The sequence below is a fragment of the Rahnella woolbedingensis genome (assembly GCF_003602095.1).
Classification (GTDB): domain Bacteria; phylum Pseudomonadota; class Gammaproteobacteria; order Enterobacterales; family Enterobacteriaceae; genus Rahnella; species Rahnella woolbedingensis.
The window spans coordinates 1-24,462 of record NZ_RAHH01000005.1 but is presented as its reverse complement, the minus strand read 5'-3'; the positions used below and the strand labels follow the sequence as shown (position 1 = coordinate 24,462).

General features: G+C 53.2%; 22 protein-coding genes. 10 read left to right on the top strand and 12 right to left on the bottom strand.

The genetic code is table 11. The features are described 5' to 3' along the window. Positions 1–148: 148 nt before the first annotated feature. The 4 genes from D6C13_RS04810 to mdtD all read right to left on the bottom strand — a co-directional run bounded on the left by D6C13_RS04810 (position 149) and on the right by mdtD (position 4,219). Positions 149–487 (bottom strand): YegP family protein, encoded by a 339-nt coding sequence (locus D6C13_RS04810; protein ID WP_120131857.1) that lies wholly within the window; start codon positions 485–487, stop codon positions 149–151. A 154-nt stretch (positions 488–641) separates the two neighbouring features. After that, positions 642–1,361 (bottom strand): envelope stress response regulator BaeR, encoded by a 720-nt coding sequence (gene baeR / locus D6C13_RS04805; protein WP_120131696.1) that lies wholly within the window; start codon positions 1,359–1,361, stop codon positions 642–644. After that, positions 1,362–2,747: an envelope stress sensor histidine kinase BaeS gene (gene baeS, locus D6C13_RS04800; RefSeq protein WP_120131695.1), complete on the bottom strand. Its 1,386-nt coding sequence runs from the start codon at positions 2,745–2,747 to the stop codon at positions 1,362–1,364. Continuing rightward, a complete protein-coding gene (mdtD, locus tag D6C13_RS04795) occupies positions 2,744–4,219 on the bottom strand; it encodes a multidrug transporter subunit MdtD (protein WP_120131694.1) in 1,476 nt (491 codons plus the stop codon). Before mdtD ends, baeS begins: the two co-directional genes overlap by 4 nt. 262 nt (positions 4,220–4,481) lie before the next feature. Between mdtD and D6C13_RS04790 the strand changes: the two genes are divergently transcribed. Beyond that, positions 4,482–5,435: an aldo/keto reductase gene (locus tag D6C13_RS04790; RefSeq protein ID WP_120131693.1), complete on the top strand. Its 954-nt coding sequence runs from the start codon at positions 4,482–4,484 to the stop codon at positions 5,433–5,435. 69 nt (positions 5,436–5,504) lie between these two features. On the opposite strand, the gene yegD is transcribed toward D6C13_RS04790, so the two are convergent. The 3 genes from yegD to tal form a co-directional block, all read right to left on the bottom strand. Continuing rightward, the gene (gene yegD, locus D6C13_RS04785; protein WP_120131692.1) at positions 5,505–6,857 is read right to left on the bottom strand and encodes a molecular chaperone; all 1,353 of its coding nucleotides are present in this window, start codon (positions 6,855–6,857) and stop codon (positions 5,505–5,507) included. Between the two features lie 205 nt (positions 6,858–7,062). Beyond that, positions 7,063–9,057, bottom strand: coding sequence for a transketolase (tkt, locus tag D6C13_RS04780; RefSeq protein ID WP_120131691.1), 1,995 nt, complete (start codon positions 9,055–9,057; stop codon positions 7,063–7,065). A gap of 113 nt (positions 9,058–9,170) precedes the next feature. Next, complete coding sequence (tal, locus tag D6C13_RS04775; protein ID WP_120131690.1) at positions 9,171–10,121, bottom strand: transaldolase; 951 nt, start codon at positions 10,119–10,121, stop codon at positions 9,171–9,173. 385 nt (positions 10,122–10,506) lie between these two features. Between tal and maeB the strand changes: the two genes are divergently transcribed. After that, on the top strand, positions 10,507–12,786 hold the full coding sequence (gene maeB, locus D6C13_RS04770) for an NADP-dependent oxaloacetate-decarboxylating malate dehydrogenase (protein ID WP_120131689.1): 2,280 nt from the start codon (positions 10,507–10,509) through the stop codon (positions 12,784–12,786). A 74-nt stretch (positions 12,787–12,860) separates the two neighbouring features. Here the strand turns inward: maeB and uriH are convergent, their stop codons facing one another. The 4 genes from uriH to amiA all read right to left on the bottom strand — a co-directional run bounded on the left by uriH (position 12,861) and on the right by amiA (position 16,282). Further along, positions 12,861–13,808 (bottom strand): uridine-preferring nucleoside hydrolase UriH, encoded by a 948-nt coding sequence (gene uriH / locus D6C13_RS04765; RefSeq protein ID WP_120131688.1) that lies wholly within the window; start codon positions 13,806–13,808, stop codon positions 12,861–12,863. A gap of 55 nt (positions 13,809–13,863) precedes the next feature. Then, positions 13,864–14,313 (bottom strand): YaiI/YqxD family protein, encoded by a 450-nt coding sequence (locus D6C13_RS04760; protein WP_120131687.1) that lies wholly within the window; start codon positions 14,311–14,313, stop codon positions 13,864–13,866. Further along, positions 14,313–15,263: an oxygen-dependent coproporphyrinogen oxidase gene (gene hemF, locus D6C13_RS04755; protein WP_120131686.1), complete on the bottom strand. Its 951-nt coding sequence runs from the start codon at positions 15,261–15,263 to the stop codon at positions 14,313–14,315. The genes D6C13_RS04760 and hemF overlap by 1 nt, the downstream gene beginning before the upstream one ends. Before the next feature lie 134 nt (positions 15,264–15,397). Further along, a complete protein-coding gene (gene amiA / locus D6C13_RS04750) occupies positions 15,398–16,282 on the bottom strand; it encodes an N-acetylmuramoyl-L-alanine amidase AmiA (protein WP_120131685.1) in 885 nt (294 codons plus the stop codon). A 276-nt stretch (positions 16,283–16,558) separates the two neighbouring features. Between amiA and D6C13_RS04745 the strand changes: the two genes are divergently transcribed. Then, a complete protein-coding gene (locus tag D6C13_RS04745) occupies positions 16,559–16,984 on the top strand; it encodes a GNAT family acetyltransferase (protein ID WP_120131684.1) in 426 nt (141 codons plus the stop codon). Between the two features lie 66 nt (positions 16,985–17,050). On the opposite strand, the gene D6C13_RS04740 is transcribed toward D6C13_RS04745, so the two are convergent. Continuing rightward, entirely contained in the window at positions 17,051–17,449 is a 399-nt protein-coding gene (locus tag D6C13_RS04740; RefSeq protein WP_208642863.1) for a YgiW/YdeI family stress tolerance OB fold protein, read from the bottom strand. Between the two features lie 230 nt (positions 17,450–17,679). On the opposite strand from D6C13_RS04740, the gene D6C13_RS04735 reads away from it, so the two are divergent. The 7 genes from D6C13_RS04735 (at position 17,680) to cysA (ending at position 23,925) form a co-directional block, all read left to right on the top strand. Further along, entirely contained in the window at positions 17,680–18,123 is a 444-nt protein-coding gene (locus D6C13_RS04735) for a DUF2919 domain-containing protein (protein WP_120131682.1), read from the top strand. A 144-nt stretch (positions 18,124–18,267) separates the two neighbouring features. Then, positions 18,268–18,897 carry an RpoE-regulated lipoprotein gene (locus D6C13_RS04730; RefSeq protein WP_120131681.1) on the top strand — a complete coding sequence of 210 codons (630 nt, stop codon included), beginning with the start codon at positions 18,268–18,270 and terminating at the stop codon, positions 18,895–18,897. Positions 18,898–19,002: 105 nt separating this feature from the next. Then, on the top strand, positions 19,003–19,902 hold the full coding sequence (locus D6C13_RS04725; protein WP_120131680.1) for a Dyp-type peroxidase: 900 nt from the start codon (positions 19,003–19,005) through the stop codon (positions 19,900–19,902). 211 nt (positions 19,903–20,113) lie between these two features. Next, positions 20,114–21,136 (top strand): thiosulfate ABC transporter substrate-binding protein CysP, encoded by a 1,023-nt coding sequence (gene cysP / locus D6C13_RS04720; protein WP_120131679.1) that lies wholly within the window; start codon positions 20,114–20,116, stop codon positions 21,134–21,136. Then, positions 21,136–21,966 carry a sulfate/thiosulfate ABC transporter permease CysT gene (gene cysT / locus D6C13_RS04715; RefSeq protein ID WP_120131678.1) on the top strand — a complete coding sequence of 277 codons (831 nt, stop codon included), beginning with the start codon at positions 21,136–21,138 and terminating at the stop codon, positions 21,964–21,966. Before cysP ends, cysT begins: the two co-directional genes overlap by 1 nt. Further along, complete coding sequence (gene cysW, locus D6C13_RS04710) at positions 21,966–22,841, top strand: sulfate/thiosulfate ABC transporter permease CysW (RefSeq protein ID WP_120131677.1); 876 nt, start codon at positions 21,966–21,968, stop codon at positions 22,839–22,841. Before cysT ends, cysW begins: the two co-directional genes overlap by 1 nt. Beyond that, entirely contained in the window at positions 22,831–23,925 is a 1,095-nt protein-coding gene (cysA, locus tag D6C13_RS04705) for a sulfate/thiosulfate ABC transporter ATP-binding protein CysA (protein ID WP_120131676.1), read from the top strand. Before cysW ends, cysA begins: the two co-directional genes overlap by 11 nt. Positions 23,926–24,462 lie beyond the last annotated feature (537 nt).

Below are 24,462 nucleotides of genomic sequence, written 5' to 3'. Positions count from 1 at the left end.
CGGGGCGACGAAAGGTCAGAATTGTAACGTCTGAGTTGATCAAAAGCAGCCATTTCGTGTGGGTATTACAGCGCTAATTAGACTATTCAGGAGCCAGATCAATTTCCTTCTCCGCTCCTGAATAGCTAAAAACAGAAATTATTGAGAACTACTGCGTCAAATCGCGGATATCAGTGCTTGCGCCGTTTTTCACCACCGACTGAACACCTTTTTTCGATGCACTTTCTGTGGTGTACATTTCGCTGACGCCAATCACCTGATGATTTTTCGCTTTCAGCACAAAGTAAAACTGGCCATCTTTCGAGGGTTTGACTTCGTATTGTGCTTCATCGGGTGAGTTGGTCTGAACCGATGAAATCCCGTTTTCAGCCGACGCTTTACTGGCATACATTTCACTGGTGAGAATAATCTCTCCGTTCCCGGCCTTCAGGTTAAAGTGAAACTGTCCATTCTTCGCTTTTTTCAGATCATAGTGACCATTAGCCATAAAGGTAATCTCCATCAGAGGGGTTATTTTCCAGAGATAAGTGTAGTTAATGGAAACTGTTTCGCGACGGCAGGAAAGATTTAAGACATGAAATGTGAACTGGCCGACAGACTTTCAGAAACTTTACAAAACTGAATGGCCGGCCAGCCAGGCGTTATGCCAAATGACAGGGTTCCGCTTCCCAGCGATAGCCCACGCCATAGACGGCGCGGATAAAGGCTTTTTCACCGTCCAGGGATTCGAGTTTGCGGCGCAGATTTTTGATGTGGCTGTCGATGGTGCGGTCGGTGACAACACGGTAGTCATCATAGAGATTATTGAGCAGTACTTCGCGGGTAAACACATAGCCTGGTTTCACTGACAGGGTTTTCAGCAGGCGGAATTCTGCCGGTGTCAGCTCCAGCTCATGTCCCTGGAACGTAGCCTGAAAGCGCGCTTCATCAATATGCAGACCGTTCTCTCTGGGCGCATTGTCGTCCTGACGTACGCAGCGGCGCAAAATAACCTTCACGCGGGCCACGACTTCACGGGGGCTGTAAGGTTTGCAGATGTAATCATCGGCACCGATTTCCAGCCCGAGCAGGCGGTCAATTTCTTCCGTTTTTGCCGTCACCATCATGACAGGCACATCGGAAAACTGGCGGATATCCCGGCAAATGGACAACCCGCTGCTGCCCGGCAGCATCAGGTCTAACAAAATCAGCGCCGGCGGCTGGCTTTTAACCTGCGCGATAACGTCGTGTCCGTCTGCCAGCCATTGCGTGGCATAGCCCGCCGCTTCGAGATAGTCGATTAACAGCTGAGCAAGTTTAGGCTCGTCTTCCACAATCAGAATTTTTAACGGCGCCGGGCCGGACAATACAGAGTCGTTCATTCAGTTTCTCGGGCCTGATGTAACAGAGAGCGGCAGGACGATCGTAATACGAACGCCACCCGCCGGAGAGTGGCTGGCGCTGATCTGCCCGCCATGGGCTTCGACAATATTCTGGCAAATAGCCAGACCTAACCCCGACCCGCCGCTGGCGCGGTTGCGCGAGCCTTCGGTGCGGTAAAAACGTTCAAAAATACGGCTAAGCTGTTCATCGCTGATGCCCGGTGCGCTGTCCTGGAACATCAGGTACAGCGATTTGTCCCGTATTTCGCCCAGGATCTCCAACCCGCCATTCGGGTCAGTATAGCGCAGACTGTTTTCCAGCAGATTGTTGAACAACTGCGACAGACGCTGCGGATCACCAAATACTTCCGCGCTTTCCGGCAGATGGCTGGTCAGGGTTAACTGCTTGGCATGGAAACGATCGCGCGAACCGGCTTCCGCCAGTTGCACCAGATGCACGACGTCGGTGTCCACCTTTCTGTACGCCAGCGCACCGGCATCGGACAGTGAAAGCTGATGCAAATCGTCCACCAGCTTGGTCAGAATCGAGACTTCAGATTGCAGTGATTCCAGCGAGCTGACGCTCATTTTACGCACGCCATCCTGCATGGCTTCCAGCTCGCCGCGCAGCACCGCCAGCGGAGTGCGCAACTCATGTGAAATATCCGCCATAAATGCCCGGCGCATCTGCTCATTTTTTTCCAGCGTCATCGCCAGCTGGTTGAAGTCCTGCGCCAGTTTGCCCAGTTCATCTTCACTGTCGACCTTCACCCGGGTGCTGAAATCCCCCGACGCCAGAAGATGCGTACCGTTCACCAGCCGCTTGACCGGCGCGAGCATTTCCCGCGACAATACCCAGGTAACGGCGGCGGCCAGCAGGGCGGTGAAGGCGACAATCATCCAGCTGGTGCGGCTTTGCTGGCGCTCAAAATTGATGTCCGCATCGCGGGTGAGGCGCTCGGCAGGGGTGGAAATCACCGAACCAATCACCACGCCGTCAACGGTCATTATGCGGCGCGGGCCTTGTAAATCAGGTGGAACCGGCTGATCGTAACCTCCGATCCGCCGGTCGTGACTGTCGAGGATCCAAAACTTTGTCCGCCAGCCCTGCGGCGGCATTCTCGGGCTGCTGTTTTGCTCAAACGAGCGCATTATCTGATAAATCAGCCGGTCATTGGTTTCCAGAAACTCCCAGTTACCGTGCTGTTTATATTGATCCTGCAACGTGTCAGCCAGCAACTGGACGCGCTGCTCGTTACTCTGGCGAATGTAATCGATAAAGCCCCGCTCGAAGCTCATCCGCACGCCCCAGTTCATGGTGATCAGCACCAGTGCGCAGGTACAAAAAATGGCCATAAACAACTTGGCGGTAATACCAGGTTTCATGATTTTCTCATCGGGTCAGGGGAGCCGGCCGCAGCACGACGACGGTCGATAATGGCATTTTTCTGCGTATCAGGCGGTACTTTCGAGAATACCCAAGCTGGCAGGGCGATCACCAGGGCCATCGACATATAGCAATACAAGAAGGCGGTGTGCAGGGTGGCGCTGTCGGGTGTAATGGCTTGCTGATGGGCGAACAAACCAATCAGTAAACCGGCGACACTGACGCCCAGACTCATCGACAACTGCATGATCATCGACAGTAAACTGTTGCCGCTGCTGGCAAGGCGCGGCGGTAAATCTTTCAGCGTCAGCGTATTCATGGAAGAAAAACGCAGGGAGTTCACCATGCCCTGGAAGAACAGCACAATCGGGATCATCCACACTGCGCCGTAAATCGCCACCAGCGGGAAGATAAGGGTGATCAGTGCCAGCAGCAACGTGGCGCTGACCAGTGCTTTCCGGTAGCCAAGCTGATTGACCAGGCGGACGACCACGCGTTTCATCCCCATACTGCCGAGCACCATCGGGATCATCATCAGTCCGGCGTGGAAAGGCGTAAAGCCCATGCCGAGTTGCAGAAACACCGGCGTCATAAACGGCAACATGCCGCTGCCGATACGTCCTAACAGGCTGCCGATCAGACCAATTTTAAAGGTCGGGGTATGGAACAGGCGCAGGGAAAACAGCGCTGAAAGATTGCCGCGCGCGTGCATCCAGTAAATGCCCAGTGCGCCGCCGCCGACCACCACCAGCAGGATAATTTCCAGCACGCTCAGCCCCATACTGCGGCTGCCTTCCAGCGCCAAAGTCAGCGTCGCCATGCACACGGCCAGCATCACAAACCCGCTGATATCAAAGCGCCGCGTCTGCATTTTGTAATTGGGCATAATCATTAAGGTGGCGATACATCCGGCCAGACCGACCGGCAGATTGATCAGGAAGATCCAGTGCCAGCTGGCGTATTGCACCAGAAAACCGCCCAGAGCAGGCCCCAGAAGCGGGCCGACCTGACCGGGTAAAGTGACCATCGTCATCGCCGCCATGTACTCACTGCGCGGGACGATTTTCAGCACCGTCAGCCGCCCGACGGGCACCATCATGGCTCCGCCGATCCCCTGAACAATACGTGACAACACCAGTTCCCGCAGGCTTTCCGATTGCGCGCACAGCAAAGAGCCAAGCGTAAACAGCACAATGGCCGAAAAGAATACCCATTTCACACCGACTTTATCCGCCAGCCAGCCGCTGGCAGGCAGCATCACAGCGACCGTCAGCACATAGGCGACGACGACAGAATGCATGTGCAGCGGATTCTCACCCAGACTGCGGGCCATCGAAGGCAGCGCAGTATTCACGATGGTGGTGTCGAGAGCCTGCATAAAAAAGCCAAAGGCGACAATCCACAGCTGCCAGCGCACCGAAGGCGGCAGGGGAGCAGAAGGTGGTAAGGTATCAGTGTTTTCAGATTTCATGGTTTATCGCATCAGCACAATCATTGTCGCGGCATTTCAGGACGGAGATCTACCTTCAGACCAGGCTCACAGTGTAGCCAGAATGTTTCAGCAGAAAATGGAGGAAATAAGGAGAGTCTTTCCCATTTTTTGACAATTCTTCTGACAATAAAGAATAGCTTTCAGCCTGACATTTTATATCAAAATGCTATGGTTGACCTTTGATCACCAATCGTTCGCATGCAAAGTAAGTTAAATCTGACCTTAAGAAAGGGAGAGAATAATGAGCAAAAGAGAACTGGGTCGTTCAGGTATTCAGGTGCCGTTGCTGACGTTTGGCGGCAATGTGTTCGGCTGGACGGTCGATCAGGCAGCTTCCTTTAACCTGCTTGATGCCTTAATGGATCATAAACTGAATTTTATCGACACGGCAGATGTGTATTCGAGCTGGGTTGAAGGCAACAAAGGGGGCGAATCGGAAACCATTATCGGCAACTGGCTGAAGAAAACCGGTAAGCGTGACCAGATTATACTGGCGACCAAAGTTGGCAAACCGATGGGTGAAGGCAAAGTGGGTTTATCGCCACGCTATATTAAAGAAGCGGTAGAAGCCTCACTGAAACGCCTGCAAACGGATTATATCGATTTATATCAGTCGCATGATGATGACGCCGATACGCCGCTGGCCGAGACCATGGCAGCATTCGATGCGTTGATCAAAGAAGGGAAAGTGCGTGCCATCGGGGCATCCAACTACAGTGCGCCGCGTCTGGCGCAAGCGCTGAAAGTCAGTCAGGAAAACGGGCTGGCGCGTTATGAAACGCTGCAACCGCAGTACAATTTGTACGACCGCAAAGTGTATGAAGAAGCGCTGGAAAAAGTGGTGACGGACAACGGCTTGGGCGTAATTAACTTCTACGGGCTGGCGGCGGGATTCCTGACCGGGAAATACCGCACCAAAGCTGATGCCGGTAAAAGTAAACGCGGTGAAAGCGTGATCGCTCGTTGCCTGAATGAGCGTGGTCTGAAAGTGCTGGCGGGGCTGGATCAGGTGGCAGAGAAGCATGGCGCACAACCGGGGCAAGTGGCACTGGCCTGGCAGATTGCCCGTCCGGGCATTACCTCACCGATTGTCAGCGCGACCTCTTTGCAACAGCTGAATGAACTGGCGCAGGCCGCAACACTCAAACTGGATGAGGCGGATATCAGGACATTAAACGACGCCAGCGCCTGGTAATGACCTGAGCTGAGGTATAAAAAAACCGCTTATATTCAAGCGGTTTTTGTTTATCTGCCTCTTTAAATCTTAACGGAACAGCGTTTGTGCCCAGCGAGCCAGACCGGCAGTCACGGAGCCAAAATCGTTGCCCCCGACCAGCGGAATACCCGGTAACTGCGCCTGTAATGCGGCACGCAGCAACGGCGAACGCGCACTGCCGCCGGTCAGGTAAATCACGTCAGGTTTTATTTCGCTGCTGGCCAGCGCCAGGCTGACCTGTTCCTGAATGCGTTCCAGCGGCTGAGAAATCGCGTCGCTCAGTTGCTGCTGGCTGATAGTTTCTGCCAGACCGGATTCAATGAAGTCCATGGCAGCTGTCACGCTTTCACGTTCAGAAAGTGCAATTTTGCTTTCTTCTGCGGCGCGTACCAGACGGTAGCTCAGACGCTGTTGCTGGACTTTCAACAGACGTTTGATCAGATCCGGTTGCGCGGCGTCGCGGATCAAATCACGCAACATTCGGCCATTAGCCACGCTGTAGAAATCCAGCTGCGCCGGAACATCGTTAGTCGCTACAGCATTCCAGTAAGGGAGTGCCGGAATAGCGATACCTTTTTGCGTTTCGCTGCCCATCCCAAACTGCGGCGTGAGCTGTTTGAACGCAGTCATGATGTCCAGATCGTTCCCGCCAACGCGGCAGCCGCTGTGACCAAGCAGGCTGTTCTGACGCTCTGCTTTATCGCGCCATTGCGGGCCCATCAGTAACACCGAGCAGTCAGTGGTTCCGCCGCCGATATCGACAACCAGCACGGTTTTCTCTTCCGTCAGGGTCGCTTCGAAATCCAGACCTGCGGCAACCGGCTCAAACTGGAAAGCGATATCACGGAAACCGGCGCGTTCTGCGGCACGTTGTAAAATACCCTGCGCCTGAGCATTCGCTTCCTCACCGCCCATGCCCTGGAAGTTAATCGGGCGGCCGATAACGGTCTGTTCAATATTTTCCTGCAAGACGGATTCAGCCTGACGCTTGATGTGGTACATCATGGCGCAGACCAAATCCTCAAACAGGGCAATCTGTTGAGGTTTCAGGCCGTTTGCACCCAGGAAGGATTTCGGAGAGCGGACAAAATACACCTCTTCCGGATCTTCCATATAGGTCGAAAGCGCCTGCAAACCAAAATGCACGCTGTTGGCATTAACCGGAATATCTTCTTCACGGTTAAAACTGATGCTGCGGCGCAGCAGTGCCAGATTTTCATCACTGCCTGCCGGAACCTGTCCGTGACGGCTCAGCCATTCGCTGACCGCTTCACGTGTCGGCGCACAAAGCATGGAGGGTAAATAAGGATCGTTATTTTCTAACGCCAGAAGATGGGCGTTATTATCGCGCATCACTGCAACTGAGCAATTCGCTGTACCGTAGTCAAATCCAATAAACATCATTGTTCCCCATGCCAAAGAAGGGACGGGACTTTACCGGAGAGAGGCTGATTGAGCAAGATGAAAACCGGGGTTTTCTTGGTGGCACAAAGCAGGATTTTGTTCACGTGTTTGCTGTAAAACCCCACTGTTCGCGTACTTCCGCCTCCCCTGCGAAGGGGGGGCGGAAGGGGTTTTTACAGACCACACCTTAATTTCATTTCATTTACTTCAACAGCGCCTGCGCTTTCGCGACGACATTATCAACCGTAAAACCGAACTCTTTGAACAGTTGTTCAGCGGGCGCAGATTCCCCAAAGGTGGTCATGCCGACAATCGCACCGTTCAGGCCAACATATTTGTACCAGTAATCAGCGATACCGGCTTCCACCGCCACGCGTGCGGTCACGGCTTTCGGCAGAACAGATTCGCGGTAAGCCTCGTCCTGCTTGTCGAACACGTCAGTCGAAGGCAGTGAAACTACCCGCACTTTGGTACCCGCTGCGGCCAGTTTGTCCGCGGCTTCTACCGTAATGCCGACTTCAGACCCGGTGGCAATCAGAATCACTTCCGGTGTGCCTTCAGAATCTTTTAACACATACCCACCGCGCGCCACATTCGCCAGCTGTTCCGCTGTACGCGGTTGCTGGGTCAGATTCTGGCGCGAGAAGATAAGCGCAACCGGCCCGTCGTTACGCTCGATGGCATATTTCCAGGCTACAGCAGATTCCACCTGATCAGCCGGACGCCACAGGCTCATGTTTGGCGTCACACGCAGACTGGCCATTTGCTCAACCGGCTGGTGCGTCGGACCATCTTCCCCCAGACCGATAGAATCGTGGGTATAGACGAAGACGTTGCGGATTTTCATCAATGCCGCCAGACGCACAGCGTTACGGGCATATTCGACGAACATCAGGAACGTCGCAGAATAAGGCAGGAAACCGCCGTGCAGCGCAAGACCGTTGGAGATAGCCGTCATGCCGAATTCACGAACGCCGTAGTGGATGTAGTTACCCGCGACGTCATCTATCAGCGATTTTGAGCCAGACCACATCGTCAGGTTGCTTGGCGCAAGATCCGCAGAACCGCCGAGGAATTCAGGCAAAATTTTGCCAAACTCTTCCAGGGTATTTTGTGAGGCTTTACGGCTGGCGATATTCGCAGGTTTGGCCTGCAATCCTTCAATGAATGCCTGTGATTGGGTTTCCCAGTCAGCAGGCAGTTTGCCATTCACGCGGCGGTCAAACTCGGCAGCCAGTTCAGGATAGGCGTTGGCGTAAGCCGCAAATTTATCGTTCCAGGCTTTTTCTTTGGCTTTGCCCACTTCTTTGGCGTCCCACGCCGCATAGATATCCTGCGGGATTTCAAAGGCCGGGTAGTTCCAGCCCAGCGCCTTACGGGTGGCGGCGACTTCATCGGCACCCAGTGCGGCACCGTGTGCTTCGTGGGTTCCGGCTTTATGTGGCGAACCAAAACCAATCACCGTTTTGCACATCAGCAGGGAAGGGCGGTCGGTGACTTTATGAGATTCTTCAATGGCCGCTTTGACGGCGTCGGAGCTTTGTCCGTCGATTCCGCGAATGACATGCCAGCCGTAAGCTTCAAAGCGTTTGGCAGTGTCATCGGTAAACCAGCCTTCGACGTGGCCGTCAATGGAGATGCCGTTGTCATCATAAAACGCGGTCAGTTTGCCGAGTTTCAGGGTACCGGCCAGCGAGCAGGCTTCGTGGGAAATCCCTTCCATCATGCAACCGTCACCCAGGAAAACGTAGGTGTGGTGGTTCACGATTTCGTGGTTGTCGCGGTTAAATTGCGCACCAAGTGTGCGCTCGGCAATAGCAAAGCCGACAGCGTTGGCCATCCCCTGACCCAGCGGGCCGGTGGTGGTTTCAACACCCGGCGTATAGCCGTATTCAGGATGCCCCGGTGTTTTGGAGTGCAACTGACGGAAGTTTTCCAGTTCGGTCATGGGCAGGTCATAACCGGTCAGGTGCAGCAGGCTGTATTGCAGCATCGAACCGTGGCCGTTGGACATCAGGAAGCGGTCGCGATCGGCCCATTTCGGGTTCGCCGGGTTGTGATTCATGTAATCGCGCCACAGGACTTCGGCGATATCGGCCATCCCCATCGGGGCGCCGGGGTGTCCGGAATTCGCTTTCTGGACGGCGTCCATGCTTAGTGCACGGATAGCATTCGCTAGTTCTCTACGAGAAGGCATAGTTTTCTCCGGATTAATTACTTTTATGAGCCAGGTGACAGAGGTGCGGAGTTGCCGCCTTTCTGCAACCTGACCCAGTCAGGATTAAGTGTTGAAACTGTTCTCCAGTGAAACTAAAGTTCTGCCGAAAGCATATCTTCGAGTTTCTTCTGATCGACGGCGAATGCGCGGATACCCTCAGCCAGTTTATCGACGGCCATGGCGTCCTGATGGTGTTCCCAGAGGAATTCAGCCTGCGTCAGAGCTGCTGGTTTTTTCTCACCCTTGCCCGAAGGCTGCAATTTACGTTCAACAGGCTCATTGCTGGCTTTCAGTTCTTCCAGCAGGTTTGGAGAAATTGTCAGGCGGTCGCAGCCTGCCAGCGCCAGAATTTGTTCCACTTTACGGAAACTGGCACCCATGATGACCGTCGGGTAATCGTGGGATTTGTAATAGTCGTAGATATCACGGACAGATTTCACACCCGGATCTTTTTCCACGTCATAAGTCACGTTCGGCTCTTTGGCTTTGTACCAGTCATAGATGCGGCCGACGAAAGGAGAGATCAGATAAACACCGGCTTCTGCACAAGCGCGTGCCTGAGCGAACGAGAACAGCAGGGTCAGGTTGCAGTTGATCCCTTCTTTTTCCAGTTTCTCTGCGGCTTTAATCCCTTCCCACGTTGACGCCAGTTTGATCAGGATGCGGGATTTATCGATCCCCTGATCCTGATACAGGCCAATCAGCTTACGGGCTTTTTCGATACATAATTCACTGTTGAATGACAGGCGGGCATCGACTTCTGTCGAGATGCGTCCCGGCACGCTTTTCAGGATTTCCACCCCGATATTGACGGCCAGTTTATCCGTGGCATTCACCACCTGAGTCTCTTTGCTGCCGCCTTGTTTACGGGCATAGTCCAGCGCGTCTTTAATCAGGTTTTGGTACTGCGGCAGGTCGGCTGCTTTGAGGATCAGTGAGGGATTGGTGGTCGCATCCTGAGGCTCGAAATGACGGATAGATTCAATGTCACCGCTGTCGGCAACGACGGTGGTGATTTTTTTTAGTGCGTCTAACTGGTTCATCTCTTAGCTCCTTAGCGAGAAAAAACGATACAGCAATAAGGTCGTCTGACTCGGGTTCGTAGGGCTCCTACCCTGCATCATTCTGTTAACAAACTGAATGCGCTTTTTCTGATTACTGCAATGGGTCTCAACAATGGCAGTCTTTGTTGCTGCTCAAACTGGGCGTCTGGCGAGAAAAGCGCAAGGACAAACTTTAAGCTTAGTTGATTTTTACGAGACGTCTTCCATGAATGAAAAGCAAACAATGTAACGGTCGTTTTTTGTTCGTTATTCACCCTTTGTCGTGGCAGGATTATCTATACTGGTCAGCGGGAAACCTGATAGTGATGTTTACCCGTACCCCGCTGTCTCTGAAAAAAATAAGAAACAAGAAAAGGACCCTACGATGGACGAACAACTCAAGCAAAGTGCGCTCGATTTTCATGAGTTTCCGGTGCCCGGAAAAATACAGGTCTCGCCCACCAAACCCCTCGCCACACAACGTGATCTGGCGCTGGCCTATTCACCCGGCGTTGCCGCCCCTTGTCTGGAAATTGCCAAAGATCCGCAGGCGGCTTACAAATACACCGCGCGGGGCAATCTGGTGGCGGTGATTTCCAACGGAACCGCGGTTCTCGGGCTGGGCAACATCGGCGCACTGGCTGGTAAACCCGTGATGGAAGGGAAGGGTGTACTGTTTAAAAAATTCGCCGGAATTGACGTGTTTGATATCGAAGTCGATGAAAACGATCCGGATAAACTGATCGACGTGATCGCCGCGCTGGAGCCGACATTCGGTGGCATCAACCTCGAGGACATCAAAGCGCCGGAGTGTTTTTACATCGAGAAAAAACTGCGTGAACGCATGAAGATCCCGGTCTTTCATGACGATCAGCACGGCACCGCGATTATCTGTACCGCGGCGGTGCTGAACGGTTTACGCGTGGTCGGTAAAAATATTTCGGATGTGCGGCTGGTGGTGTCCGGTGCGGGAGCATCCGCCATTGCCTGTCTGAATCTGCTGGTCGCGCTCGGACTTAAACGCCACAACATTACGGCCTGTGATTCCAAAGGTGTCATTTATAAAGGCCGTGAAGAGAATATGGCCGAAACCAAAGCGGCCTATGCCATTGACGATAACGGACAGCGCTCGCTGGGCGATGCCATTCCGGATGCGGACATTTTCCTCGGCTGTTCCGGCCCCGGTGTTCTGACGCAGGAAATGGTGAAAACCATGGCGAAGAATCCGCTGATCCTGGCGCTCGCCAATCCCGAACCGGAAATTTTGCCGCCGCTGGCAAAAGAGGTTCGCCCTGATGCCATAATCTGTACCGGTCGCTCGGATTATCCCAATCAGGTCAATAATGTGCTGTGTTTCCCGTTCATATTCCGTGGCGCGCTGGATGTGGGCGCGACCACCATCAATGAAGAGATGAAGCTGGCCTGCGTTCATGCGATTGCCGATCTGGCGATGGCCGAACAAAGTGACGTAGTGGCATCCGCCTACGGGGAAGAAGAGCTGTCTTTCGGCCCGGAATACATCATTCCTAAACCTTTTGACCCGCGTCTGATTGTGAAAATTGCCCCCGCCGTGGCGAAAGCAGCCATGGATTCCGGCGTGGCGACGCGGCCGATTAAAGATTTTGACGCTTACGTCGAGAAGCTGGCCGAATTTGTCTACAAAACCAATCTGTTTATGAAGCCTGTCTTCTCTCAGGCGAAGACAGACCCCCGGCGGGTAGTGATGGCCGAAGGGGAAGAAGAGCGGGTATTACAGGCTACTCAGGAGCTGATTTCCCTGGGACTGGCCAAACCTATTTTGGTCGGGCGTCCAAGCGTTATCGCCATGCGCATCAAAAAACTCGGATTGCAGCTGGAGGCTGGCCGGGATTTTGAAGTGGTGAATAACGAATCTGATCCGCGTTTTAATGAATACTGGCGCGAATATTATGAGTTGATGAAGCGGCGCGGTGTATCACAGGAGCAGGCGCGGCGGGCGGTGATCGGCAATCCGACGCTGATTTCCGCCATCATGCTGCTGCGCGGTGAAGCGGATGCAATGATTTGCGGTACGGTCGGCACCTATCATGAGCATTACGATATTGTGGAGAAGGTGTTTGGGTTTCGTGAAGGAGCCCACGTTGCCGGTGCCATGAATGCGTTGCTGTTGCCAAGCGGGAACACGTTTATTGCAGACACTTACGTCAATGACGACCCGACGCCGGAGCAGCTGGCAGAAATCACGCTGATGGCGGCAGAAACGGTGCGTCGTTTTGGTATTGAGCCGAAAGTTGCGCTGCTGTCGCATTCGAGTTTTGGCACTTCAGACAGTCCGGCAGCGCTTAAAATGCGGCGTACGCTGGAGCTGGTCAATGAGCTTGATCCTGAGCTGGAAATTGACGGTGAGATGCATGGCGATGCCGCGCTGATGGAAAGCATCCGTCAGGACATCATGCCGGACAGCCCACTGAAAGGTTCTGCCAATATCCTGATTATGCCAAATATGGAATCGGCGCGTATCAGTTACAACCTGCTGCGCGTATCGTGCTCCGAAGGCGTAACTGTCGGGCCGGTGCTGATGGGGGTATCGAAGCCGGTGCATATTCTGACGCCGATAGCCTCAGTGCGCAGGATTGTGAATATGGTGGCATTAGCCGTAGTGGAGGCGCAAACCGAGCCTCTTTAAATCTGCTTCTTTAAAGCTGCCCCGTTAAACCAGAAAGGGCGCCCGCTGCGGGCGCCATTTTTTAAATGGCGGGCTCAGTATTTCACTTCGCCGATGCGCTCCAGCGCATCGACAATCAGATCCCAGAAACGCTGATGATCGAGCTTTACCGCGACCTGCGTATGGCAATCCGGTGGCGGCGGGGCGCGGAAATCGGCGACCGTCATACCCAGTGTCAGCGTGCCGGTCAGCTCAATATCCACCGGCACTTTTTTAACCGTCATGACGTTCGGGTCAATGACGTAGGCCACGGCGCACGGGTCATGAACCGGAGGAGAATCAAAGCCCTGACGATCTTTGTAGCTCAGGCCGAAGAAATCGAGCAGTTCGCCGACAAACTTGGCGGGCTGAGTACCGACCGCAGCAATGCGCGCGGCGACTTCCGGCGTGGCAAGTGCCTGATGGGTGAGATCCAGCCCGACCATGGTCAGAGGCCATTTTTCGTTGAAGACGATATGGGCCGCTTCCGGGTCAATTTTGATATTAAATTCAGCGACCGCGCTCCAGTTACCGACATGATAACCGCCGCCCATCAGCACCACTTCTTTTACGCGATCGGCAATGCGCGGCTCTTTACGTACCGCCATCGCAATATTGGTCAGCCCGCCGGTGGGCACCAGAGTGATGGTTTTTGGCGGGTGAGACATGATCAAATCAATGATCAGATCGATGGCGTGAACCGGCTCCAGCGAGATGGCGGCTTCCGGAAGCACCGGGCCGTCGAGGCCGGATTCACCGTGGATTTCGTCAGCGACTTCTATCTGACGTACCAGTGGACGCGTTGCCCCTGCGGCAAACGGCACGCCGGTGAGATTAATCACGCGTGCGACTGCCAGCGCGTTGCGGGTGACTTTTTCCAGTGTCTGATTACCGACCACTGTGGTGACGGCCAGCAGTTCGATTTCGGGGTTACCGTGAGCCAGTAACATCGCGATAGCATCGTCGTGCCCCGGATCGCAATCAAGGATGATCTTTTTGACCATTTCTTATTCCTTTAATTAATGTAGTGGTACTTCGGTTTTGGCCGTCTGACTGGATTTAGCGTTTAGTCTGCTGTAACCATTTATCCAGTTCGTTGGCAAATTGCTGGCGGTCACGCTGATTAAGCACAGGCGGTCCGCCGGTCTGCACGCCGCTGGCGCGCATGGTGTCCATAAAATCACGCATATTCAGGCGCTCTTTGATGGTTTCAGTAGTGTAACGCTCGCCGCGAGGGTTGAGCGCTACACCGCCTTTTTCAATCACTTCCGCCGCGAGAGGAATATCAGCGGTGATCACCAGATCGCCTGGCTCGGTGCGTTTTACGATTTCGTTATCCGCGACGTCAAAACCCGCTTCCACGCGCAAAGTACGCAGGAATTTCGACGGCGGTGTGCGGATGATTTGGTTAGCCACCAGTGTCACCATCATGCCGGTGCGCTCAGCGGCGCGGAACAGCACTTCCTTGATCACATTCGGACAGGCGTCGGCATCAACCCAGATTTGCATCAGTTTGCCTCTCCGTTTTCAGATAAGCCGTTTTCAGCCAGCCAGTCGCGAACCGGCAGGAAATCACTGTACAGCGCGGCTTCCGGGCTTCCAGCCTCCGGCTCGTAGCCATATTCCCAGCGCACCAGCGGTGGCATCGACATCAAAATAGATTCTGTACGCCCGCCGGTTTGCAGACCAAACAGCGTTCCGCGATCCCACACCAGATTGAATTCCACATAGCGGCCACGGCGGTAAAGCTGGAACTGGCGCTCGCGCTCGCCCCAGGGCAGGGCTTTACGTTTTTCCACAACAGGCAGATAGGCGTCGGTGAAGCCGTTGCCGACGGCCTGCATAAAGCTGAAACAGGTATCGAAGTCCGGGGAGTTCAGGTCATCAAAGAACAAACCGCCGATCCCGCGTGCTTCGTGGCGGTGCTTAATAAAGAAATAATCGTCGCACCATTTTTTGTATTTCGGATAAACATCTTCGCCAAACGGCTGGCAAAGCTGTTGCGCTGTCAGATGCCAGTGGCGGGCATCTTCTTCAAAACCGTAATAGGGCGTGAGGTCAAAGCCCCCGCCAAACCACCATACCGGCGCTTCACCGGGTTTTTCGGCAATGAAGAAACGCACATTGGCGTGGCTGGTCGGGATGTAAGGATTCAGAGGATGAATGACCAGCGAGACGCCCATGGCCTGAAAACTGCGTCCGGCCAGTTCAGGGCGATGTGCCGTGGCGGAAGCCGGAAGGGTGGCGCCGGAAACATGTGAGAAATTCACGCCCGCCTGTTCGAACACTGCGCCGTGGGTCATCACCCGGCTCTGACCGCCACCGCCTTCTTCACGAACCCATTTATCTTCAGCGAAGTGACCTTTGCCATCGGCAGCGGCCAGTTGCTGGCAAATGTGGTCCTGAAGCTTGAGCAGGAAAGTTTTGACTTGCTGGATGTCGGGAATGGATTGGCTCACAGGCTAACTCGCAGACGTTGACTGAAAAGACATTCAGCGCCTTGCGGGCGCTGAACGATAGAAAAATGGACGTTATTATATACCCAAAATCCTGCGGGTCACCAAAGGCGGCTGCTTTTGGTGCCGGGAAGAGGTTATCGGGGCTTGCGCTCATTGGCGTCGAAATAACTGAAAAAGTTCACAATTCCCTGCGAGATTGCCTGCGCAATTTCACGACGGAACGCCGTGGTGCTGAGCAGCTGTTCTTCCTGATGATTAGTGATAAATGAGGTTTCCACCAGAATCGACGGGATTGACGGTGATTTCAGAACGGCAAATGCTGCCTGTTCAGTTTGCTGGCTGTGCAGATGGTGAATAGGGCGGATCCTGTCGAGCACGTGATGTCCCAGCGTCAGGCTGTTTTTTATGGTGTCGGTCTGCACCAGATCAAACAGTACCTGTTGCAGGTAATTGTTGTCTTCTTTGGCGTATTTCGCCCCTGCGACCAGATCGGCATCGTTTTCTTTTTTCGACATATAACGCGCCATCGCGCTGCTGGCACCGCGGTTGGAGAGTGCAAAAACCGAAGCGCCGGAGGCGGTCGGGCTGGTGTAACCATCAGCGTGAATGGAGACGAACAGGTCAGCCTGATGCTGGTGTGCCAGTTCAACTCGCTGATAGAGCGGAATAAAATGGTCGGAATCGCGGGTCAGTTTGACTTCAATATGGCTTTGCTCACCTAAAAACTCCCGCACGTAGTTGGCGATTTCCAGCACCACGTGTTTTTCTTCCGAACCCTCATGACCGACAGCGCCGGAATCAATGCCGCCGTGGCCGGGGTCGATCATCACCAGTTTCTTCGCGCCCGGTGGTTTTGGGGCCGGGGCCGATTTCGTGATGTGTTCCTGCTGGGCCGCACTGGCAGAGCGCGAACCAAAGGCGGCGATTGCTAAACCGAGTCCGGAAAGCAGTAACTGGCGGCGAGTGGCAGCAGCAGGAAGCGGCTGGAAATGCAGAAATTTGTTCAGGGGGTTTAACATCAGTCCGTTACCGTCAGAAAAAAGGCAGAATGCTCTATGTTATAGAGTATCTTTTTTATAGTTTCGATCTGAGAACTATTACTTTTTATGAATATTGTGTCGCGGATGAAGTTAGAGACGAATAAATATCCGTTAAAAAGGCGGGAGTCTCTTCTTCCGGCACTGGATTTGCGGTTTAAATTCATTCATAAAGCAGACAATCTGCGATTTTGATGTTGCGTATCAAACAGATCACGCGATAATTAATTAAACCCCTATTAACAGCGGCGAACAGTGATGGAAATTCGCGTATACCGTCAAGAAGATTTCGAAGAAGTACTGACCTTATGGGAGCGCTGCGATCTGCTGCGTCCGTGGAACGATCCTGAGCTGGATATTGAACGTAAAACTAATCACAGCCCTGAGTTTTTTCTGGTGGCCGAAGTGGGTGGCGAAGTTGTGGGCACCCTGATGGGCGGCTACGACGGTCATCGCGGCTCGGCTAATTATCTCGGGGTACATCCGGATTATCGCGGACGCGGCATCGCAAACGCGCTGGTGAACCGTCTGGAGAAAAAACTGATTGCCCGCGGCTGTCCGAAAATGAATTTAATGGTGCGTGCGGAAAACGACGCGGTTGTCAGCATGTACGAAAAGCTGGGCTATGAAATATCGGATACCCTGTTGCTGGGTAAGCGTCTGATCGAAGATCAGGAGTACTGATCCCTCGCTTTAACGAACAAAAAAGCCCCGTCTGGTTTATCACCGGCGGGGCTTTTTTATCATCGGTTACTTGATGATTTTGACGCTCTTCACGTCCACTTCCACAGAGTTCCAGTCTTTATCGACTTTACCTTCAATGCGGATTTTGTCTTTTGGTGAGACGTTCTGTCCCTGCCAGCGTTTACCGTCAATTTCCACGTTCAGGGTGCCGGTGTTATCGCGGAAAATGTATTTATCGTGGTCGATACGTTGATCCAGATAACCTTCCAACATGATCCATTGATCGTCTTTCATGGTTTGCGCGTCTTTCACCGTGCTCAGCGCGGTGGTTCCGGTGAAACCGCCCTGTGCTGCGGGCTGGGTTTGCGTTTCCTGCGCTGACGGGCCATTAAAGCCGCCAGTCTGCTGGGCAAATGCTGTCGCTGAACAAAGTGCAATGAGGGTTGCCAGAGTGATCTTCTTCATCATAATAGGTTGTCCTTAATTTTACGTTTCCAGGGTACCGGCAACTATGACATCGTTCAGGATGTCTTGCCGTGCTGGAGACCATTAAACCAGACTGTTCTTAACAGTTTCTTAAGCGCATACCCGGCATACTTCAAATTGCAGATGCGTTGGCTGCAATTCGAATTATTTTGGGTATGTCCTTGGGGCTTGTTACATTTCACCTTATTTGCAGGAACGTTGTTCTTTTTATGAACCCGGATGACTATAACGACCACGGCATGTTGCGGTTGCCGCTGTGGTTCTGGACGATTTTAATTTTGCAGGCACGAACCTGGCTGTTGTTTGTGATGGCGGGTGCCTCCCGCCAGCAGGGGAGTGATTTGCTGACGTTGTTTTATCCCGATCAGCAAAGTTTCTGGTCCGGGATGTTGCTGGGGCTGCCGCCCGCGCTGGTGTTTCTGCTCAGTGGTCGTCGTCATGTCTGGCCGCGCATCTGGCAGGCCGGGTACTGGTTGCTACTTGCCGGGATGTTTATCACTTTTGCTTTGCAGGGATTGGGACTATGGCAAAGTACTGAGATGATTTCCGGGGTGGATATCGTGCTGGCCTTACTGGATGCTGTCGCGCTGGCCTACTGGTTGCTAAGCCGCCGGCTGCGCGCCTGTTTTGATGCCTCACACCGTCTGGCCTGAAGCTTATTCCCCCGGGGGCTGAACTTTTTTGCCGGAGAAGCACTCGAACTGGCGCTAAACAATAATGTTTTGATGATTAATTCACTGTCGGTTTGTCCGCCAGGCCGCGCCGGCCAACGGGAACGGGCAGAAAAGGAGTACGGAATGACTGTTCGCTTGCGGGTTCGCCCTCTGTTGCTGGTGCTGCCACTGATCCTGACCGGCTGTTCGTCGATGTCACACATGTCGTGGCCGAGCGTGTCCTGGTCGAGCATGAATCCGCTTAACTGGTTTGGCAGCAGTGTCACGGTCAGTGATAAAGGCGTCGGCGGCATCACGGCCAGTACGCCGCTGACTGAAGACGCCATTAAAGATGCACTGGACGGCGATTATACGCTGCGCAGCGGCATGTCGATGAGCGACGGCAAAATGCTGAGCTTCTTCCAGGCGATGGATGGCAAAGACGTGAAAATGTCCATCAGCGGTGAGCCGAAGGGCAACGTCCAGCGCGTTGACGTGGTGGATCCTAAAGTAGAAAGCGAATGGGGCGTCAAAATCGGCACGCCATTCAGCAGTCTTTACAGCAAAGCTTTTGACGTGTGCGTGAAAGGCGAGGGTGATGATGCGCAGAACGTTGAATGTAAAGCGCCGCAAAGTGCTCACGTGACGTATGTCTTCAGCGGGATCTGGCATGGCCCGGAATCGCTGATGCCTTCTGACGATGCACTGAAAGACTGGAAGGTCAGTAAAATCATCTGGCGGGCTAATCCGGTTCAGGCTTCAGCTGCTCAATAAACGCCGTTTCGCCGCTTACAAAATCCTCAATGCCTTGCCTTCGCGCAAGGCATTTTTATTGACATCCGGTATGATGGCGCCGGTCAAATTAACGAGGATGAGAAGATGACTCAGGTTCAGAGCGGCATTTTGCCCGAACATTGCCGTTTCGCGATTTACATTGAAGCGAAAGCTCAGGGTGACCTGGATGCGCTCCGGCAGGGCTGCCGTGCATTTGTGGCCGTACTGGAAGACATGCAGAAAAAATTTCCCACCGAACATCTTGGTGCGGTCGTGGCCTTTGGCAACGATGTGTGGCGTGATTTATCCGGCAATCAGGGCGCGGATGAACTGAAATCTTTCGAACCGCTGGGCAAAGGTCTGGCACCTGCGACGCAGCGCGATATGTTGCTGCATATTCAGTCCCTGCGCCATGACGTGAATTTTGCGCTGGCACAGGCGGCTCTGAAAGCGTTCGGCAGTTCGATTGTGGTTGAAGAAGAAACGCATGGTTTCCGCGCAGTCGAAGAACGTGATCTGAGCGGTTTTGTCGACGGTACTGAAAACCCGAAAGCAGAAGCACGTGCTCAGGTGGCGATTATTCCTGAAGGCAGTGTCGATGCCGGCGGCAGTTACGTGATGGTTCAGCGCTGGAAACATAATCTGGTGCAATGGGACCGTTTCTCCGTGCAACAGCAGGAAGAAGTCATCGGACGCACTAAAGATACCGATGAAGAGCTGGATCCAGAAACCCGTCCGGACACGTCTCACGTCAGTCGCGTGGATCTGAAAGAAGACGGCAAGGGCCTGAAAATTTTGCGCCAAAGCCTGCCTTATGGCACAGCCAGCGGCGAGCACGGTTTGTATTTCATCAGCTATTGCGCCCGTTTGTGGAACATTGAGAAACAACTGCTGAGCATGTTTGGCGATCTCGATGGCAAACGTGACGCCATGCTGCGCTTCACCCGTCCGGTGACCGGCAGCTATTATTTCGCCCCCTCGCTGACCCGCCTTTTAGCCCTCTAAATTTCCTAAGCGCGTTCCTTCGCGGACGCGCTGCATCTCTCCCTTCCGCCATTCCCCCTTCAGTTGTTAATGCCTTATAGCTTTTCATGCTTGAAAATCACCAAATGGTATATAAAACCGTTACAGCCTTAGCCTCAGTTATAAATACACTGTGTAATATTGAGCGGCATTTATCAGCGTCGCATATCGGTTCACTCACCTAAGGCTAAGCATGAAAACACTCGGATTTACTGGCAGCGTGCTGAAAGGTTCCGTGGCGGCATTGTTGCTGGCCAGCGGAGCGGCTTCGGCGACTGAACTGCTTAACAGCTCTTATGATGTGTCCCGTGAACTTTTTGCTGCACTGAATCCGCCATTCCAGAAACAATGGGCTGATCAAAACAACGGCGACAAACTCGATATCAAACAGTCGCATGCCGGATCTTCCAAGCAGGCGCTGGCGATTTTGCAGGGTCTGAAAGCCGATGTGGTCACTTATAATCAGGTGACCGATGTGCAGATTTTGCATGACCGCGGCAATCTGATCCCGGCCAACTGGCAAAGTCGTCTGCCTAACAACAGTTCGCCGTTTTATTCCACCATGGCGTTTCTGGTGCGCAAGGGCAATCCAAAGAATATTCACAGCTGGGACGATTTAGCGCGTCCGGGCGTGAGCCTGGTGTTCCCGAATCCGAAAACCTCCGGCAATGGCCGTTATACCTATCTCGGTGCCTGGGGCGCGTTCAATCTGGAAGACAATAAAAACCAGACGCAGACCCGTGAAAAAATGGCGAGCTTTCTGAAGAACGTCCAGGTGTTTGATACAGGCGGCCGTGGCGCGACGACCACGTTTGTGGAACGCGGACTGGGTGATGTGCTGATTAGCTTCGAATCTGAAGTAAACAACATCCGCAAACAGTACGGTGACGATCAATACGAAGTGATTGTGCCGAAGGTGGACATTCTGGCTGAGTTCCCGGTGGCCTGGGTGGACAAAAACGTCGAGAAAAATGGCACTGAGAAAGCCGCAAAAGATTACCTGAATTATTTGTGGAGCCCGCAGGCGCAGAAAATCATCTCCAGTTTTAACTACCGCGTGTATGACAAAACGGCGATGGCGGCGGCGAAGGGGCAGTTCCCTGAGACTAAATTGTTCAAAGTTGAAGAGCAGTTTGGCGGCTGGCCACAAGTGATGGAAACCCATTTCAGTACCGGCGGTGAGCTGGACAAACTGTTAGAGCAAGGTCACAAGTAATGTTGTTGTCGAGCAAACGCGTATTACCCGGATTCACCCTGAGCCTCGGCAGCAGTTTGCTGTTCGTGTGCCTCGTGCTGCTTCTGCCGCTGAGTGCGCTGGTGATGCAGTTGTCGCAAATGACGCTGGCGCAATACTGGGACGTGATCACCAACGGTCAGGTTGTCGCGGCGTACAAAGTCACGCTGCTGGCGGCGGGCGTGGCGAGTCTTTTCAACTGCTTCTTCGGCATGTTGATGGCGTGGATCCTGACCCGTTATGAATTTCCGGGGAAAAGCCTGATCGACGGGCTGATGGATTTGCCGTTTGCTTTACCGACGGCGGTCGCGGGTCTGACGCTGGCCGGTCTGTTTTCGACCACCGGTTTTTACGGTCAGTGGCTGGCGCATTTTGATATTAAAGTCGCCTACACCTGGCTGGGTATTGCAGTGGCAATGGCCTTCACCAGTATCCCGTTTGTGGTGCGTACTGTGCAGCCGGTGCTGGAAGAATTAGGTCCGGAATACGAGGAAGCGGCAGAAACACTGGGGGCTTCGCGCTGGCAGAGTTTTCGCCGCGTGGTGTTGCCGGAAGTGATGCCTTCACTGCTGGCGGGAACGGCGTTGTCCTTCACCCGCAGCCTGGGGGAATTCGGTGCGGTGATTTTCATCGCCGGTAACATTGCCTGGAAAACCGAAGTCACCTCACTGATGATTTTCATCCGCTTGCAGGAGTTTGACTATCCGGCGGCCAGCGCCATTGCATCGGTTATTCTCGCCGCCTCGCTGCTGCTGCTGTTCGCGATTAACACCTTACAAAGCCGTTATGGCCGTCGTCTGGGAGGCCAGTAATGTCTGATATTCCGGCTTTTGCAGGCGAAAAACGCCAGCTTATTGACTGGGTGAAATGGTCGCTTATCGGCACGGGTGTACTGATTTGTGTGCTGCTGCTGGTTATCCCGATGATCAGTATTTTTGTGCTGGCCTTTTCCGACGGTATTGTGGCGGTGTGGAAGAATTTGTCGGATCCCGACATGTTGCACTCCATCTGGCTGACGGTGCTGATGGCGCTGATTACTGTGCCGGTAAACCTGATTTTCGGCACGCTGTTGGCCTGGCTGGTGGCGCGCTTTAATTTCCCTGGCCGCCAGGTGTTGCTGACGCTGATTGATATTCCGTTCGCCGTGTCACCGGTGGTGGCAGGCCTGCTGTATCTGTTGTTTTACGGCACCAACGGCCCGATTGGCGGCTGGCTGGATGCGCATAATATTCAGTTTATGTTCGCCTGGCCGGGCATGGTGATAGTGACAGTATTTGTCACCTGTCCGTTTGTTATCCGTGAGCTGGTGCCGGTGATGTTAAGCCAGGGCAGTCACGAAGATGAAGCCGCGGTATTACTCGGTGCATCCGGCTGGCAGATGTTCCGCCGCGTGACGTTACCGAACATCCGCTGGGCGTTGCTGTATGGCGTGGTGCTGACCAACGCCCGTGCGATTGGCGAATTCGGCGCAGTATCCGTCGTTTCCGGTTCTATCCGCGGCGAAACTTACACGCTGCCATTACAAGTTGAATTACTGCATCAGGACTACAACACCGCTGGCGCGTTTACTGCCGCCGCGCTGCTGACCCTGATGGCGATTGTCACACTGTTTCTGAAAAGCGGCCTGCAATGGCGTCTGAAACGCCACAACGACCGTCTTGAGCGGGAGGAAAGTCATGAGCATTGAAATTAACGGTATCAACAAATATTTTGGTCGCACGAAAGTGCTCAATGATATCTCGCTCGATATTGCTTCCGGAGAGATGGTGGCGCTGCTCGGGCCTTCCGGTTCGGGTAAAACCACACTGCTGCGCATTATCGCCGGGCTGGAAAACCAGAGTGCCGGTCATCTGAGTTTTCATGGTAAAGACGTGACGCGGCTGCATGCCCGCGATCGTCAGGTCGGTTTTGTATTCCAGCATTACGCGCTGTTCCGTCATATGACGGTGTTCGACAACATCGCTTTTGGTCTGACGGTGTTGCCGCGCCGCGAACGTCCGAACGCCGAAGCGATTAAACAGAAAGTCACCAAATTGCTGGATATGGTGCAGTTAGCCCATCTGGCAAATCGTTATCCGGCACAGCTTTCTGGCGGTCAGAAACAACGTGTGGCGCTGGCCCGTGCGCTGGCAGTTGAACCACAGATTCTGCTGCTCGATGAGCCTTTCGGTGCGCTGGATGCGCAGGTGCGTAAAGAGCTGCGCCGCTGGCTGCGTCAGTTGCATGAAGAACTGAAATTCACCAGTGTGTTCGTGACCCACGATCAGGAAGAAGCGATGGAGGTCGCCGATCGCGTGGTCGTCATGAGTCAGGGCAATATTGAACAGGTGGGTGCGCCGGAAGAAATCTGGCGTGAACCGGCAACCCGTTTCGTGCTCGAATTCATGGGTGAAGTGAATAAAATCGGCGGTGAAATTCGCGGCTCACAGCTGTATGTCGGCGCGCATCACTGGCCACTGGAGAACCCGCCACTGCATCAGGGCGCGGTGGATTTGTTCCTGCGTCCGTGGGAAATGGAAATCACGCCACACAGCACACCACGCTGCCCGTTGCCGGTAAAAGTACTGGAAGTCAGCCCGCGTGGCCATTTCTGGCAGCTCATTGTACAAGCCGAAGGCTGGCACGATGAACCGCTGGCCGTGGTGCTTTCTGATACCCAAGGTAATAACGCGCCTCAGCGCGGCGACCGTTTCTACGTTGGCGGCCTTAACGGTCGTCTGTACGCCGGTGATCAGGCGTTACAAGGCGTTGCGTTAGCCAAGAGTGCCTGAGCCTCGCAGGAAGAACAGCAGCTTATGTCTCTTCCTGTCTGATCTTTTCAAACTCGTCCCCAATGCGTTGTTTTTTTTGAAAACAGCGCATTAAATAAATATCAATTCCGTAGCATTTTGTTCAACTGATTGTAAATATATTTACAATTTCTTCTGCTGCCTTCAGTGCACATCAATCATTCTCCTTACTTATCAGGTATTACAGTGACGAAATGATAATTTTTTGAATTTATATAGCTGATAATAATGATTTTTATCTGGGTGCCTTAAAAATAAAAAAATATTGGTCCGTTAGTGCACATAAATTCATATGGATGATATGAACGATTCAAATGAATGAATGCAAAAAAAATATGAGGAAAATGTATTTAATAACCTAAAGCATGGTGCGGGAATAACGCTTTGAACACAATGCTCCATTTAGAATAAGGCGAGTCATTTCATCAAGTTAAATGTAGTTAGGGATAATGACATGTTTTAAAAAACGGCTTTGTTAATTTATAAATTTAAATGATCCAAATTTTATATAAAATCGAT